Origin of the sequence: Aliirhizobium wenxiniae (assembly GCF_019511445.1) — a bacterium.
In the GTDB taxonomy this organism is placed as follows: Bacteria; Pseudomonadota; Alphaproteobacteria; order Rhizobiales; family Rhizobiaceae; genus Neorhizobium; species Neorhizobium wenxiniae_A.
This window is the reverse complement of record NZ_JAEUAN010000015.1, coordinates 48,525-63,643: the sequence shown is the minus strand read 5'-3', so window position 1 is coordinate 63,643 and position 15,119 is coordinate 48,525. Positions and strand designations below refer to the sequence as shown.

The following is a 15,119-nucleotide window of genomic DNA, read 5'->3' as shown; positions in this document are numbered from 1 at the left end:
GCACATACCAACCTTGAAACACAAACTATCAATGCTGCAAAATGCTTATCAGAATGCGGAATATATGATCGGGAAATCAGGCATGAACGGATGTTGTTCTGGAGCGGCGCGAGGCGGGGAGGGGCAGGCGGCGCCCGAGAGCCACGGTTACAAGGGGCGCGGTCGGAGGGCTGAGACGATCTTGATGAAGGGAGGAGAGACCTTTGTGGGAACCAATGATCCGGTCATCACCGGCGATGGCGAGGGCCCGGAGCGCAAGGTATTTCTGCCGGACTTTCATCTGGAGGTCGAGACCGTTACCGTGCGCCGGTTTACCGAATTCGTTGGGGCGACCGGCTATGTGACGGAATCAGAACGGTTCGGCATGTCGGCCGTATTTTCTCCGCTTCTCAAGGATCAGGCAATGGTCACCGGTGGCGTGGTCGATACCCCCTGGTGGATACGGATAGACGGGGCGACCTGGAAGCAACCTGAAGGGCCTGGCAGTTCGATTGCGGAGCGGCTCGATCATCCGGTCACGCAGGTATCCTGGAACGATGCGATGGCCTTTGCCTCCTGGGTTGGTGGCCGCCTGCCGAGCGAGGCGGAATGGGAGCACGCCGCGCGCGGCGGCAACTGTCGTCGACGATATCCATGGGGCGACGTGGAACCGACGGATGCAGCGATTTTCTGCAACATCTGGCAGGGTGCGTTCCCACGCCACAACACATTGGCAGACGGCTATTTCAGCACGGCGCCGGCCCGTAGTTTTAATCCGTCCGATACCGGATTTTACAATCTGGCGGGCAATGTCTGGGAATGGAGTGCTGATGCCTTCAAGGTGCGGTCGATGACGAGGGCGGCCAAGGCGCGTAACGACCAGGCCAGGAAATTTTCTGACAAAGTGCTGAAGGGTGGCTCGTTCCTTTGCCACAAGAGCTATTGTTACCGTTACCGCATCGCATCCCGCATGGGGTTGTCTGCCGACAGTTCGTCCAGCAACACCGGCTTCCGCATCGCGTACGACTTTTAGTCGGCCGTGACAGCAACTACCAGAGAAGGATCTGGTCATTACATCTGCTCAACATGTCGGTTTGATGCGGACGGGAATCGTCAAAGATTCGCGTTGCATTCAACAATGGTGGATAAAGTCAGCAGAATCGTGAGAAAGTGAGGCTCAGCTTAGGCTACGCTAACTCGTCTCAGCACCACTCGTTTGGTCTTGGAAATCAGGGCTTAAATCGCAGTGGAAGGTCCAGGTTCCTCTGCCCTGAAGCGTAATCGCCCATTACCGCAGACTGAAGACGATAGAAGATGCTGGCTTGAGGCGAGCGGCGTGTATCGCTACTCCGTTTCTCTGACGGTAGTGAGCCGGATCCAGTATAATAACAGTCACGCCTTCAGGAGGCGCGCCAGTGTTCCTGCGGGCGACCATAATGCCTCCGAAGTCGCTTACGCTGGAAGCTATGAAATCACCTCTCAACCAGTATTTGCAGCAACTCGGAACTCCGCCCGTTCAGGTTCACTGGCCACTCCAGAAGGTGTGAGACGCAACATTACTCAATGGACAATCAAGCGGCCGCTGTCATTTTGGTTTCGATCCATCCGGCCAGAGCTTTAACGCTAGGATTTTGCCTGAGATGGTGAGCTATCCAAAGCTGCAGCCTATGGGGCCCGAGAGTAAAGCCGAAGGGAGCGACCAACTGTCCAGCATCGATCTCTCTCTGAACCAGATATTTTGGGGCAATCGCAATGCCTGCAGCAAAAGTAGCGGCTTGGAGCATAAGATAAAAATGCTCATATTCCTCAGCGATCTGGATCTCCGGAATTTCATCACCGATTGTCAAAAGCCACTCCTCCCAAGCCCTCCTCCGCGTCGCGGTTCCAAGGGCTCGCGCCGTGGTCAGATCGGCGAAGGATTCAACGGGATGTCGTGAGAGATAGTCCGGGCTACAGACAGGGCCGATCTCCTCGCCGATCATGTCTAAAACCACGACATCGTCCGGCGGGTTGTACATCGTGTTTCGAATTGCGACGCTGATGCCGTCCCTGGCAAAGTCGACTTCTCCATAATTCACGTTGAGACGGAAATGGATGTCTGGATTGAGCGCTCTGAACTCAGGTATTTTCGGGATCAGCCAGTGCTGCATGATCGTTGCCGAACACGACAAGGTCAGCGGGCCAGCCGAAAGACGCGCCACGGCCAGGTTGAGCGACCGAAACCCTTCGCTGAGGGTCTGCGCCATCTCGGCCCCTGCCGGGGTAGGCTCGGATGATTTCGAAAGGCGCCGGACGAGGGTCGTCGCGTAAAGGCGTTCCAACTCGCGAACGTGACGGCTTATGGCGCCGTGGCTCACATCGAGCTCCTTTGCCGCTTTCGTCATGCTTCCCAGCCGTATCGTTGCTTCGAAAGCGCGAAGAGCATGCAAAGGAAGATTTGCATAGGACATTGATACCTCCTGACATACTGCACCAAGCAGGATCTTTGGACGATGTCAGCTTGACGCGCATCAATCGGTGTAAGCAGACGTTCGACATTTACACGGAAATATGCCGCGGTCACAGCGATTGGATTTGCATGGAACCAAAGTTCCACCTCAGCTTTCTGATGTGAGTCAAACTCACATCATTCGGATTGTTTTGTGCCTGTTCTTGGGCACGTGCCTATGTATCTTTGCTTGAACGATCAGGGCAGTACGGAGGAGGGTCCAGTACGCTTTCGATCGAGGAGGAAATATCGTGAGTAATTCAATGCGCCTCGAGGCTGACTATATCCTCGAGACACCCATGCCGCCCGAACAAGCCGCGGAAATTATTGCCGGCGAGCAATCGAGTGGTACATTCGTTGCGGTACCGGGCGAAACGCCAGAGTTGAAAGCATTGGCGGCTGCAAGGGTGGAATCCCTCGAGGCTATCGCTTCTTACAATGCTCTTCCAGCCCTCGACGGTCGATATCCAGCTGACGCCACGATGCCTTTGCATCGGGTAAGAATGACGCTGTCCTGGCCCCTTGCGACTGTTGGAACGTCTCTTCCCAATATTCTGGCGACAGTCGCTGGCAATCTTTTTGAACTTGCCTGCGTCACTGGCCTCAGGATCGTCGATATTCGCTTTCCACCATCGTACTTCCAAAAATACAGAGGCCCTGCTTTCGGTGTCAAAGGCACCCGGGAACTCACCGGTGTTCAGACCGGCCCGATCATCGGGACCATTATCAAGCCGAGTGTCGGCCTGACAGCAGATCAAACCGCTTCTCTGGTCAAAGACCTCGTCGACGGCGGCATTGACTTCATCAAGGATGATGAGCTGCAAAGCGACTCTACAGTCTGCCCGTTTGACGACCGTGTAGATCGCGTGATGCGAGTAATCAACGACGCCGCGGACCGTACGGGCAAAAAGACGATGTACGCGTTCAATCTGACCGGCGATATGGATGAGATGCGGCGCCGTCATGACAAGCTTGTCTCAACGGGTGCGACATGCCTGATGGTCAGTCTCAATTCGGTCGGCATGGCAGGCTTCGTTGGTCTCAGATCCTTCAGTCAGCTTCCGATCCACGCTCACCGAAACGGTTGGGGTTACCTGAGCCGTCATCGTTCTTTGGGTTGGTCTTATATGGCATGGCAGAAGCTTTGGCGTCTTGCCGGCGCCGACCACATGCACGTCAACGGCGTCGACAACAAGTTTTCCGAAGACAATGAATCTGTCATTCGCTCAGCGCGTGAATGCCTGACACCAATGTCGCAAGAGAAGCCTTGTGTCGTCATGCCGGTATTTTCGAGCGGGCAGACCGTGCGTCAGGCTCATGCTACGTATGCAGGTTTGGAGTCCGATGACCTGATTGTCACGGCTGGCGGCGGGATCGTGGCTCATCCGAAAGGTCCTGCAGCGGGTGTCCAAGCCCTTAGGGACGCTTATCAGGCCGCTACATCGGGGGAAAGTCTTCAGTCCGCTGCCAAGCAAAGTGAGGCATTGGCGCTCGCTCTGGGACGTGGCGCATGAATAGCCCGCTGACTTCGCTCCCTGCGGGGCCGTTGGTTTCCTTCTACGGCGACGACTTCACGGGATCGTCTGCATCGATGGAAGCGTTTGCCTGGCAAGGGATCAAGACGGTGCTTTTTCTGAATGTTCCGTCGGCAGAGAGGCTCGAAGAATTTTCTGATTACAGATGCATCGGCATTGCGGGGATAGCGCGCTCCAAAAGCCCGGCCTGGATGGACGCTCATTTGCCCGCCATCTTCGAACGTCTAAGACAGACGGGCTCCCCCATCGTGCACTACAAGGTTTGTTCGACCTTTGATTCCTCGCCAGAGATCGGCTCCATAGGAAAAGCGGCTGAACTCGGTGCAGGCATGTTTCCAGGTCCAATACCGATGCTGGTCGGTGATCTCGGGATGGGCAGGATTCAGGTTTTCGGACATCTCTTCGCTCAAGCCAATGGCCAGTACTATCGGCTGGATCGTCATCCAACGATGGCCAACCACCCCGCGACACCGATGCAGGAATCCGACCTGGCGCGACATCTGGCTGCGCAGACCAGTGTGCTGCCCATATCGAATATTGACTTTCTTCGGCTGAAGGCGGGTGATGCGACAGGGACTATGCGCCTGACCTCGACAAACAAGTCGCATATTTACTCGATTGATCTGCTCGATGAAGAGACGTTGCGCGCCGCTGGGCAGGCGATCTGGATGACGGGAAGGGCCCAAACGTTTGTGCTTGGCTCTCAAGGCGTAGAAGCAGCTCTAGCGGCTTATTGGCGTTCACAGGGTCTTCTAACTGATCCTCAGGTCGAGACATCGGTAAAGGCGATTGATAGGATCGCTGTAGTGTCGGGTTCGGTTTCGCCGATGACTGCCGCACAGATAGACCATGCGACGTCTCAAGGTTTTGAGGCGATCCGGCTCGATCTAGCTCGGTTGTCAGACCAGAATGCCTGGAACGCTGAGATCGAACTTGCGGTGACTAAATCCAAGTCCGCTCTGTCCGAAGGCCGCGATCCGCTGGTGTTTACAGCCAGAGGTCCCGACGACCCTGCCGTCCGGCAGTTCAAAGAGAAGTTCTACCACGACCGGGCGACGGCTGAGGCTGCCAATGATCTCATTGGCAGCAGTCTTGGACAAATACTCGACAGGCTGATCATTGAATCGAACTTAAGTCGAGTTGTCTTGTCAGGGGGAGACACGTCTAGCCATGCTGCGTTGAAGCTCAGAATCGACGCATTGACCAGCGTTGCAAAGCTGGCTCCTGGCGGCCCGTTGTGCCGGGCTCATTCCGCAGACCCGTCAAGAAATGGAATTGAGATCGCAATGAAGGGCGGGCAGGTGGGATCTGTAGGATACTTCGCGGCGGCAAGAGACGGACAATGACAGTTTTGCCCCGCTCACATCCGTAAGGATGGAGCGTGTGCCAGTAGATTTTGAAGTTAGGGAGAACATATGCCACAGCAGAATGAACCAAGAGTTGCACTTGTCACCGGTTCCGCAATGGGCATCGGGTTTGCGATTGCAAACCAACTCGCCTTGGATGGCTTTGCGGTTATCATCGCCGACATTGATGAGGGAGCCGCAGAAAAAGCTGCGAACGAACTGAAAGCCGCCGGGCTTAGAGCGCAGTCAGTTGTGATGGATGTCGGCGATCAGGCGTCGATCGCGGAGGCGTTTAAAGCTGTTGAGGCCGAACATGGTCGCTGCGATGTTCTCGTGAATAATGCCGGCATCGCGAAGACATATCCATTTATCGACTTTCCTTACGACAATTGGGCAGCAACGATCAACATCAACGTGACAGGGTCCCTGCTGTGCAGTCAGCATGCCGCCCGGCTTATGCAGCGATCCGGTTGGGGCAGGATTATCAACATCGCGTCTGTGGCAGGCGAACGTGCCGTGGGTCATGGCCGTACTGCATACGGTGTGTCAAAGGCGGCTGTCATCGGCCTGACCAGGCAGATGGCCGCCGAGTTGGCCGCATACGGCATCACAAGCAACGCCGTTGCGCCCGGTCCCGTGGACACCCCCCTGACGGAAGTGCTGCACTCTGCCGAGTTCAGGGCGACATACACGGCAGCCATTCCGGCCAAACGTTATGGCAAGCCGAGCGAGATCGCGTCGGCCGTCTCGTTCCTTGCGTCTGAGGGCGCTAGTTACGTCAACGGCGCGGTCATCCCCGTCGACGGCGGCTTTCTCGCGGCCGGGGCACTCCCGGCTTAAGACGGTAGTTTGGAATAAGCATCGGTGCGGTGTGCGGCCATTTTGGGACGAGGAGCCCTGGGTTTCCGGTACATCGCTCGACGTAGAATACGCATGAAACCAACATTCAACAGAAAGTGACGTGCTATACCTGGGAGGTAGGGCGCGCAGGAGGAGTGTGCCGTATGGAAATGCAATTCAGACAAGGTCCTTCGTCGATTCCTTTCTTCAAGACCATGCAGAAAGTGCCAGCCGGCATGATGTTGATCCCGCTCATATTGGGTGTTCTCATCAACACGTTTGCTCCGGACGCACTAAGAATTGGCGGTTTCACTCAAGCCTTGTTCAAGGACGGGGCGCTGGCTCTGATCGGCCTGCTTATTTTTGCAACCGGGGCTCAAATTACGGGGAGCCATAGCGGCAAGGCGGCAGCTGCCACGACGGGCGTTGTACTACTCTGCAAGACCCTGATCCCCGCGGCGATCGCTGTTGTTCTGGGCCTCATATTCGGGCTCGAGGGGTTCTGGGGAATATCCATTCTGGCCTTGCTTGCGATTATGGGCAACAGTAACGGTGCGCTGTGGCTGGCTTTCGCCGGTGAATACGGCGACGAGCGAGACACAGGCGCCTATGTCGCCAGCGCCTTCGATGATGGTCCTTTTCTTGCCATGATCTTTCTCGGCGCATCCGGCCTCGGGCAGATCCCGTTCATAGCTCTCGTTGCAGCGATTGTCCCGTTTGCTCTGGGTCTGATCGTCGGGGCGGTTGATCGCGAGTGGACCCGTGTTCTCGATAGCGTGCCGAGCATCACGATCCCCTTCATGTCCTTTGCTGTTGGAACAGGCGTCAGCTTGGGCACAGTGCTCACCGGTGGAGTTCAGGGCCTGTTCCTTGGTGTTGGCGTCGTTGTTTTCACAGGCGGGCTTACTTACCTCGGTTATCGGTTTTTGTTGCGCCGTGGCTCAAAGAGCGGCATTGGTTTTGCTGCAGGTACGACAGCAGGTAACGCTGTCGCCGTGCCCATGGCCGTGGCCGTTGCCGATCCACGGTTTGCACCCTTCGTTGAATCAGCCGCCGCGCAAACGGCGACAGCCGTTCTGGTAACCGCCATTTTGGCACCGATCGTCGCCTCGTGGATCCTCAAACGCTCAGGTGGCCTTTCCGTGAACGATACAGTCGCGGCAGGTGTGGCATGACGATCTTCTGCAGGAGTAAAATAATGGTGTTCTGCCTCAAGTCTATCCTGACATAGGACGGGCTAGACGCGGCAAACACCTTGCGCATAGGCGTAGAGAGACTGGTTGCACCGAAGGGCTGACCCTCCTGAACACGGATGCCCTTCGATTGTCCTGGTGCCTGCTGGAACGATTTAGCTCCGATCGCGTCGAGGTGCGAGCGCAGCGTCCATGTCCGACCTAGCGTGGCATCCGCAAATGAAACGCTGGCCAAGATGGTTTCCGCATCTGCTATTATCTTGCAAGTTGTAGTATCACAAACACATGGCGAATATCAGGACGGCTCGGCTTCTCGCTTCCCCATCTTCATGTAAAACAGTCCGTCAAGGCCGGTCCTCATTTTGCGCTGACTGTCTCCCCCGAGCCCATAAGCTTCCAGGCTAAGCGCGCCTTCTTCTTGGCGAGTGCGACAGCTGCCAATTTGGGCAGCTTTCGCATGAGCAGTTCCGCCAAGCATCGAGAAGTCTTACCGGATCGCCGCGTGTGATGAATGACAGCTGTTGCCCCAGCCACGAAGACGGCCCGCAAAGCTTCGTCGCCGGCTCGTGTGATACCACGGAGCCATAGCCTGCCGCCGGTGGAGTGATCATGGGTGCGATTGACTATCAGACGGGTGCTGGCGCTGATCAGCATGAGTGCTGCTTGCTCATCAATTGTCTTGACCGGGACAAACCGCATCGATGGGCGGGCCTTCGCCTCGCACAGCCCTTCGGCATCGGCAGCGTTATTCTGGTCCCACTTAACATAAGGCTTGGCGAGTTGTGGCGCGATCATCCTCACCTCATGTCCAATGAGGCGAGTAACCGCGCCCAATGATGGGAACCACCCCGGGCCTCGATCCGACCGAAGTTGGAGGGCAGGACGTCAAGTAGTCGGTCATCTCCTTGCCTCGCATTTTCTTACTCAAGACCGGCTTCTCTCCAGCATTCAGGCCATGCAGCTGAAAGACATGCTTTGACGTATTCATGCAAATACGGATAAACTTGTCCATGGGGAGCTCCTTCGATTGAGATCTTGACAGCTCATTCTGGCACATTCCGATGCCGTACACGGCCGTCCACTCCAACATTAATTCTTCCGTCGTCGCATAGCGGCCGACAGACCAAACTAATCGAGATAAGGCCGGAGCACCTCTTCGATCCATCCCATGAATGCTCGCACACGGCGGGACATGTTTTGACGATGAGCAACGACAAGCGAAACGTCCAGCGGCTCCGGACGGAAATCAGGCAGTATTTCAACTAACGCACCGCTTTCAAGGTGCTGTCGTATCCCTGAATAGGCCGCCTGTATCAATCCAATGCCCGCGACACCAGCCGCCTCGTAAGTCTGCACACTGTTGACTTGCAATGTGCCAGCAAGCGGGAGTGTCGCAAAATCTCCGTCGTCGTCCGGATACTCCCAACCGTAAGGTTTGGTCCCAAGTATCCTGCTGTAATGGATCGTACAGTGCGTTGGAAGTCGTAGGTCGTCCAGAGTTTGTGGCATGCCATAGCGTGCCACGTAGATTGGGCTTGCCGCATTCACCATGCTCAGCCGACCGAGCTTGCGGGCGATCAAACTCTCATCCCCAATCGGTCCAAGCCGAAGAACACAGTCGAAGCCCTCCTGAACAAGATCGACTTGCCGATCCGTGCTCGATATCTCCAGTTCCAGTTCTGGATAGGAAGCCATGAATTCCGGCAGGGCCGGTATTATCGTCGTCCGTGCAAGTTCCATCGGCAGATCGACCCGCAGGCGACCTCGAAGCGCTGCGCGTTCCTTCGCAAACATCGATTGAAGATCGTCGACGTTGGCAAGAAGATCGCGGGCACGTACGTGGTAGGCTCGGCCGTCTTCCGTGAGTTGAACACTGCGCGTCGTCCGGTGCAGCAATCGAACGCCGAGATCCTCTTCGAGTTTGCGAACGGCTGTCGATGCACGCCCCTTCTGTATGCCCAAGCTATCCGCCGCGCGGGTGAAACTTCCCATCTCGGCGACCCGGATGAAGATAAGGATTGGCTCAAGGCTCTGCATTCAATTTGTCCCGATTGGATCGTTTAGGAAGAACAATCTGTTCGTTGTAGCGTGGTTTATCGTCGATTTGCAAAACAGTAATCTTTGGCCTGGGCACGAACAATGGACCGTCGAAACGACGGAACGCCCAAGCGCCAAGGACTTCCAATGACCCGGTCAACCATCAAAACCGCCATCGTCTATCACTCCGGCTACGGACATACGCAACGGCTCGCTGAGATCGTCGCTGAAGGCGCCTCTGCGTCGCTTATCCCGATCGATGCCGAAGGCAACATCAAGCAGGAAGAGTGGGAGGCTCTCAATGAGGCGGATGCCATCATTTTCGGATCGCCGACCTATATGGGCGGCCCTTCCTGGCAGTTCAAAAAATTCGCCGATACTTCCTCCAAGCCGTGGTTTGAGGAAAAGTGGAAGGACAAGGTCTTCGGCGGCTTTACCAACAGCGCCAGCATCAACGGCGACAAGCTCAACACCCTGCAATATTTCGTCCTGCTAGCAGGCCAGCACGGCGGCGTGTGGGTCAGCCTCGCCATGAAGCCTGCAAACGTCAAGTCCTCCAAACGGGACGATCTGAATAGAATGGGCTCATACATCGCGCCGATGGCACAGTGCGACGCAGACGCCGCGCCTGACGAAATGTCGGTAGGCGATCTCGAGACTGCCCGGCTTTACGGTGTGCGCGTGGCCGAAATCGCCACTCGTTTTGCAGCGGCTCAGAAAGCTTGAGCCTCATTGGATCAGTTACCGAAGGATCGACAATGTCTATTGGCGAACAGAAACTCTTGATCGGAGGGCACTGGGTGCCTTCCGAGAGTGGGAAGACCTACGAATCTCTGAATCCCTTCACTGGAGGCGTAGCCACGAATGCCTCGGCTGCGACAGCCGTCGACGTCGAGCGTGCTGTGGACGCAGCGCAGGGTGCCTTCGGTAGCTGGGCTTCGTTGCCCCCGAGCAAACGTCGGCAGTATCTGTTAGATGCGGCCGATGCGGTGGAGGCGCGCGCATCCGACATCATCGAAGCCATTATGACCGAGACGGGTGGACCGGCAGCCTGGGGCAAATACAACGTCAAGGTTCTGGCGGAAAAGCTCAGGTATGCGGCAGACGGTAGCTACCAAGGTTTGACTGGTGAGGTCATCCCGTCTGAAAATCCGTCGCGGACAATGCTTGTCATCCGCAAACCCGTAGGTGTCGTTGTCAGTATCGTGCCCTGGAATGCTCCAGCACTGCTGGTCGGTGCGTCGGTTCCGGCCGCACTTGTTCTCGGCAACACGGTCGTCATCAAGGCGTCGGAGCAAACACCCCGGACGCACGGGCTAGTGGCGGAATGCTTTGCCGATGCCGGTTTCCCGGCTGGCGTGATCAACCTCATCACTAACTCCCCCGAGAACGCGGGCCAAGTCGTAGAAGCCCTCATCGCTCATCCGAGCGTGCGCCGCGTTCATTTTACCGGTTCGACGCGGATCGGCCGCATCATCGCGGAAAAAGCCGGAACCTTCCTCAAGCGGACTGTGCTCGAACTGGGCGGCAAGGCACCGTGCATCATTCTGGCCGATGCCGATTTAGACCGCGCCGTGAGTGCCGCGGCCTTTGGCTCCTTTGCCAACTCGGGACAAGGATGCCTTTCGACCGAACGGATCATCGTGGATGAATCTATTGCAGACGAGTTCTGCCGACGCCTCGCTGCCGTTGCGAAGTCCATCGTCTATGGTGATCCTCGCGACAGCGCGACCGTGCTTGGACCCGTCATCAATGGGACGGCCGTCAGACGGCTTGAGGAACTGGTCGGCGATGCCGTCGCCTCAGGTGCGCAGTTGTTTGCTGGAGGAAAGGCCGACGGTCCATGTTTTGAGCCAACCGTCCTGCGCGGCGTCACGCCCACCATGCGCGTCTATCAGGAAGAGTCATTTGGGCCCTTGGCATCCGTCGTTATCGTTGATGGTATCGAAGAGGCAATCCAAATCGCCAACGATAACGACTATGGCCTGTCCTCCGCAATATTCACGCGGGACGTCGGCCTTGCGCTCGACGTGGTGAAACGGCTGAACGCTGGGATGTCACATATCAACGGGACGACGCTCGATGACGAGGCGCAGATACCGTTTGGCGGGGTTAAAGACAGCGGCTACGGCCGATCAGGCGGCGCAATCGGGTTTGAGGAGTTCACCGAACTACACTGGATCACGATCGAAGGTTCACGAACTCCGCGATATCCGATCTCCGAATGCGGTTTGATAGCTCAAAAGGGCTGAACATCACTCCGACGCTAAGAACAAATTGGGAAAGCGCTCATGCTGTATACGATTTTAACCTCGCTTGTCGTTGTGGGTTTCGCTGGTGCCGGGCTGTTCAATGCTATCGGTCTGGCAGGCCAACGGCAAAACTTTGTTCGGTGGGGCTTTCCTCCATGGTGGCACCTGCTGACTGGTTTGCTGGAACTTGCAACTGCCGTGCTGGTTGCCTTACCTGCCTTTCAGACGACCGGCTTGATTGTCGGTGCCATCATTATGGCGGCAGCGGCAGCTACCGTGGTGAATTGCCGGGAATTCTCTCATTTGTGTCCGATCGGAGTCTTTGTGATTGGTCTCGTGGGAGTCGGTCTCACATACTAAGCCCCTTCTGAAAAAGGTTAGCTCCAGAGCTTGAAATATCGTTTCGCTCTAAGGTCTGTGGGGGTTCATCTTGAATTGATGACGGCTGCTGCGAGATGGATGATGGCGGAGAAGCTTTCGTCTGTCTTGTAGGCCCTCATGGCGATGCGCTTGAAATCCTTGAGCTTGCAGAAGAAGTTCTCAATCAGGTGCCGCCATTTATAAAGCTCGCGGTCCAGCGGCAGGGGTTTTGAACGGCGAGAATGCTGGGAGATAACGATTTTGGCTCCACGCGTGTTGAGATCGTTGATGATCGTATCGCTGTCGAATGCCTTGTCGGCAATCAGACCGTCGAATTCGACGTTTTTGACCAGAGGCTCAACACCGACCGTATCGAAGCGATGTCCCGGTAGAAGCTCAAACCGCACCAGATTGCCGAGAGCATCAGTCAGCGCGAGGATTTTGGTCGTCATTCCGCCCTTCGAGCGACCTATGGCCTGGCTCTGAGTCCCCCTTTTGAGCCCTGTCCATGGCGGTGGACCTTGACGATGGTGGCATCGACCATTGCGTATTCGAGGTCCGGCTCATCCGAGCAAGCTTCGAAAAGCTTTACAAACACATCGGCACGACGCCAATCGCTGAACCGACGGAATGCCGTGCTCCAGTTCCCAAAATGCTCGGGCAAATCACGCCAAGGCGAGCCTGTGCGCACGATCCAAAGAACAGCTTCGATGAAAAGTCGGTTGTCGCTGCCGCTACGTCCGGGATCGGCTGCTTTGCCCAGACAATGAGGCTCCATCTTCGCCCATTGGGCGTCAGTCAGAATAAAATGGTCCATCAAAAGCTTGAATCACATCAAGCCAGCCTCGTGAATCCCCACAGGCCTTATCGCGTTTCACCTTTGACGGAACCATAGCCTGCATTTTTGAGATAGTTTCCACATTCGTTGGGCTGGATTGTTTCGACCAGCTCGCCGACATGTCGCCAGGTATCGTCGACAGTCCGCTTTTGTGCATTACGCATCCAGCGCTTTACCTTCGAGAAGGCCTGTTCGATCGGATTGAGGTCCGGCGAATACGGTGGCAGGAACCAGAGCCTTGCACCTGCGGCATTGATTGCCTGACGGATTGCCGCTGATTTGTGGCTGCCGAGGTTATCCATGACGACGATGTCGCCCGGCTTGAGCACTGGCACCAACTGCTGCTCGGCATAGGCGCGAAAGCACTGGCCGTTGATTGGTCCGTCAAAGACACAGGGGCAGCCAACCGATCCTTCCTCAACGCTCCAAGGAATGTCAGCGTTCCTTCGCCGATGGGAAAAGTCATGTCGCTTGGTGTGGGGCGCCTACCTGAAGAACCTTTGACGCGACTGCTGCTATTGCGTCGGCCACCGTTTCGAGCGCGTCGGTCGACTGCTCGTCAAGCTCGACTCCGAACCTCTCTTCGAACGCCATCACCATTTCCATCAGAGCCAACGAGTCTAACCGGAAATCATCGTGAAACGACGCTTCGTCCGAAATCTCATCAATCGGAGTATCTATATAGTTCGCGATAGTCTGTTTGACCGTAAGCGCAGCCCCGTTCACACCTTGACCGAATTTTTGGAAAACAGCAAAGGTCGACAAATACTTGAGCACATCGGCGTCGTGTTACCTTGACCTGCCATTGTTATCGGGAGGCCAATATGTGCAAGAGAGTGGTAATTTACGCGCGGTATTCAACAGATCAACAGAACCCAGCTTCAATCGAAACCCAGCTTGATCTGGGGGCTTCATTTGTTGCGGAGCGCGGTTGGAAGCTGGCCGGGACATATGTTGATGCTGGCGTTAGCGGCGCTAGTTTCGAAACACGGCCGGGCCTTCAAGCTGCGCTGAGTGGGGCGCGAGTTGGTGCCTACGATGTCCTACTTTGCCTTACACTTGATCGGTTGTCGCGAGACCTGGAACACAGTACAAAAGTGTTGAAGCTGCTCCAGTTCCACGACATTGAACTTTGGACGGTGCACGGTGGTTCTCAAGTGTCAGCTATGGAACTCGGCCTGAGGGCGGTCCTGAATAGCGAGATGCTGGAGCAGGTTCGATATCGAACCAGGGAAGGCATGAAGACCGTTGCGAAAACGGGCCGAGTTCCCGGCGGCATTTGTTACGGCTATGCGATTAAAAAGATGATTGGAGCGGACGGCGAACCGATCCGTGGCCTGAGGGATATCATTGCCGCCGAAGCAGCCGTGATTGTGTGGATATTTGAGCAATACGTAAAAGGCCTAGGCCGCGTCCCCATAAACGGGGTTCACCTTGTTGGCGGTGTGTGATTCAATCTGCTTGAAAGGAGATTGCCATGCGCCGTCATGAATTGAGCGACGAAGAATGGGCCGTCATCGCACCACTTCTGCCGACCAATACCCGTGGAATTGAACGTGTTGACGACCGCCGAGTGATCAATGGCATCCTGTGGCGCTTCAGAACCGGATCGTCCTGGCGCGACGTGCCGGAGCGTTATGGCCCGCGCACGACGCTCTACAATCGGTTCTCGCGTTGGCGCAAAGCAGGTGTCTGGGATCGTCTTCTGGACGCCGTTTCAAAGCGTTACGACGGCGACATCGTGATGATCGATTCATCCTGCGTCCGCGTTCACCAACATGGTGCCAACGCTAAAAAGGGGGATCTGCCGATCCTTGCATGGGACGTTCGCGTGGCGGCCTGACAACCAAAATCCACGCACTTGTCGATGCCGATGGTTTGCCAGTTTGCCTGGAATTAACCGCAGGTCAGGCTGCTGATGCCCCCATGGCTGAAAAGCTGCTGAGCAATGTTCAGCCCGGAGCAACAATCCTTGCCGACAAGGCATATGACACCGATGCCATTCGTCACTTTGCCAAGCAACGCGGGTGTTGGGCCAACATCCCCGCAAAGACCAACCGCAAAAAGACATTCAGCTTCAGTCGATGGGTCTACCGTCAGCGCAATCAGGTGGAACGCTTCTTCAATCGCATCAAACAGATGCGGGGCCTAGCAACCAGATACGACAGACGTGCCGACAACTATCTCGCCGCTCTCAAACTTGCAGCGACGAGGATATGGATCGCATCAGCTAATGAGTCCGCGTCCTAAG

At 56.1% G+C, this 15,119-nt stretch carries 14 protein-coding genes and 2 pseudogenes; 10 read left to right on the top strand and 6 right to left on the bottom strand.

Annotated features, from left to right (window positions below; translation table 11 throughout):
* Window positions 1–31 precede the first annotated feature (31 nt).
* Window positions 32–1,012 (top strand): formylglycine-generating enzyme family protein, encoded by a 981-nt coding sequence (locus JNB91_RS18515; protein ID WP_346269365.1) that lies wholly within the window; start codon window positions 32–34, stop codon window positions 1,010–1,012.
* Window positions 1,013–1,550: 538 nt separating this feature from the next.
* On the opposite strand, the gene JNB91_RS18510 is transcribed toward JNB91_RS18515, so the two are convergent.
* Window positions 1,551–2,429, bottom strand: coding sequence for a LysR family transcriptional regulator (locus JNB91_RS18510; protein ID WP_220326979.1), 879 nt, complete (start codon window positions 2,427–2,429; stop codon window positions 1,551–1,553).
* A 301-nt stretch (window positions 2,430–2,730) separates the two neighbouring features.
* Between JNB91_RS18510 and JNB91_RS18505 the strand changes: the two genes are divergently transcribed.
* The 4 genes from JNB91_RS18505 (at window position 2,731) to JNB91_RS18490 (ending at window position 7,363) form a co-directional block, all read left to right on the top strand.
* Window positions 2,731–3,981 carry a ribulose-bisphosphate carboxylase large subunit family protein gene (locus JNB91_RS18505; RefSeq protein ID WP_220327052.1) on the top strand — a complete coding sequence of 417 codons (1,251 nt, stop codon included), beginning with the start codon at window positions 2,731–2,733 and terminating at the stop codon, window positions 3,979–3,981.
* On the top strand, window positions 3,978–5,348 hold the full coding sequence (locus JNB91_RS18500) for a four-carbon acid sugar kinase family protein (RefSeq protein WP_220326978.1): 1,371 nt from the start codon (window positions 3,978–3,980) through the stop codon (window positions 5,346–5,348). Before JNB91_RS18505 ends, JNB91_RS18500 begins: the two co-directional genes overlap by 4 nt.
* A gap of 69 nt (window positions 5,349–5,417) precedes the next feature.
* Window positions 5,418–6,188, top strand: a complete 771-nt coding sequence (locus JNB91_RS18495; RefSeq protein WP_220326977.1) for an SDR family NAD(P)-dependent oxidoreductase — start codon at window positions 5,418–5,420, stop codon at window positions 6,186–6,188.
* A gap of 164 nt (window positions 6,189–6,352) precedes the next feature.
* Window positions 6,353–7,363, top strand: a complete 1,011-nt coding sequence (locus tag JNB91_RS18490) for a 2-keto-3-deoxygluconate permease (protein WP_220326976.1) — start codon at window positions 6,353–6,355, stop codon at window positions 7,361–7,363.
* A gap of 375 nt (window positions 7,364–7,738) precedes the next feature.
* Here the strand turns inward: JNB91_RS18490 and JNB91_RS18485 are convergent.
* A pseudogene (locus tag JNB91_RS18485) lies at window positions 7,739–8,393 on the bottom strand (hypothetical protein).
* A 116-nt stretch (window positions 8,394–8,509) separates the two neighbouring features.
* Complete coding sequence (locus tag JNB91_RS18480; RefSeq protein WP_220326975.1) at window positions 8,510–9,418, bottom strand: LysR family transcriptional regulator; 909 nt, start codon at window positions 9,416–9,418, stop codon at window positions 8,510–8,512.
* Between the two features lie 147 nt (window positions 9,419–9,565).
* Here JNB91_RS18480 and JNB91_RS18475 point away from each other — a divergent pair, with 147 nt between their 5' ends.
* From JNB91_RS18475 to JNB91_RS18465, 3 genes are read left to right on the top strand one after another with little or no spacing between them, the layout of a single operon-like run.
* Entirely contained in the window at window positions 9,566–10,144 is a 579-nt protein-coding gene (locus JNB91_RS18475; protein WP_220326974.1) for a flavodoxin family protein, read from the top strand.
* A 32-nt stretch (window positions 10,145–10,176) separates the two neighbouring features.
* Entirely contained in the window at window positions 10,177–11,670 is a 1,494-nt protein-coding gene (locus JNB91_RS18470; RefSeq protein WP_220326973.1) for an aldehyde dehydrogenase, read from the top strand.
* Between the two features lie 39 nt (window positions 11,671–11,709).
* Window positions 11,710–12,030, top strand: coding sequence for a DoxX family protein (locus JNB91_RS18465; protein ID WP_220326972.1), 321 nt, complete (start codon window positions 11,710–11,712; stop codon window positions 12,028–12,030).
* Between the two features lie 65 nt (window positions 12,031–12,095).
* Here JNB91_RS18465 and JNB91_RS18460 read toward each other — a convergent pair.
* The 3 genes and pseudogenes from JNB91_RS18460 to JNB91_RS18450 form a co-directional block, all read right to left on the bottom strand.
* Window positions 12,096–12,847, bottom strand: a protein-coding gene (locus tag JNB91_RS18460) for an IS5 family transposase (protein ID WP_220326971.1) whose coding sequence is annotated in 2 segments (ribosomal slippage) — window positions 12,096–12,517 and window positions 12,517–12,847 — 753 coding nt in all. Because the reading frame shifts where the segments join, the coding sequence is not laid out codon by codon here.
* 47 nt (window positions 12,848–12,894) lie between these two features.
* Window positions 12,895–13,310, bottom strand: a pseudogene (locus JNB91_RS18455) (IS630 family transposase); the annotation flags it as partial.
* Window positions 13,311–13,330: 20 nt separating this feature from the next.
* A complete protein-coding gene (locus JNB91_RS18450) occupies window positions 13,331–13,645 on the bottom strand; it encodes an acyl carrier protein (RefSeq protein WP_346269364.1) in 315 nt (104 codons plus the stop codon).
* A gap of 47 nt (window positions 13,646–13,692) precedes the next feature.
* On the opposite strand from JNB91_RS18450, the gene JNB91_RS18445 reads away from it, so the two are divergent.
* Window positions 13,693–14,319: a recombinase family protein gene (locus JNB91_RS18445; RefSeq protein ID WP_220326970.1), complete on the top strand. Its 627-nt coding sequence runs from the start codon at window positions 13,693–13,695 to the stop codon at window positions 14,317–14,319.
* 20 nt (window positions 14,320–14,339) lie between these two features.
* A protein-coding gene (locus JNB91_RS18440; protein WP_430736313.1) for an IS5 family transposase occupies window positions 14,340–15,118 on the top strand; the annotation gives its coding sequence in 2 pieces (ribosomal slippage) (window positions 14,340–14,672 and window positions 14,675–15,118; 777 coding nt in all).
* The last annotated feature ends 1 nt before the right edge of the window (window position 15,119 follow it).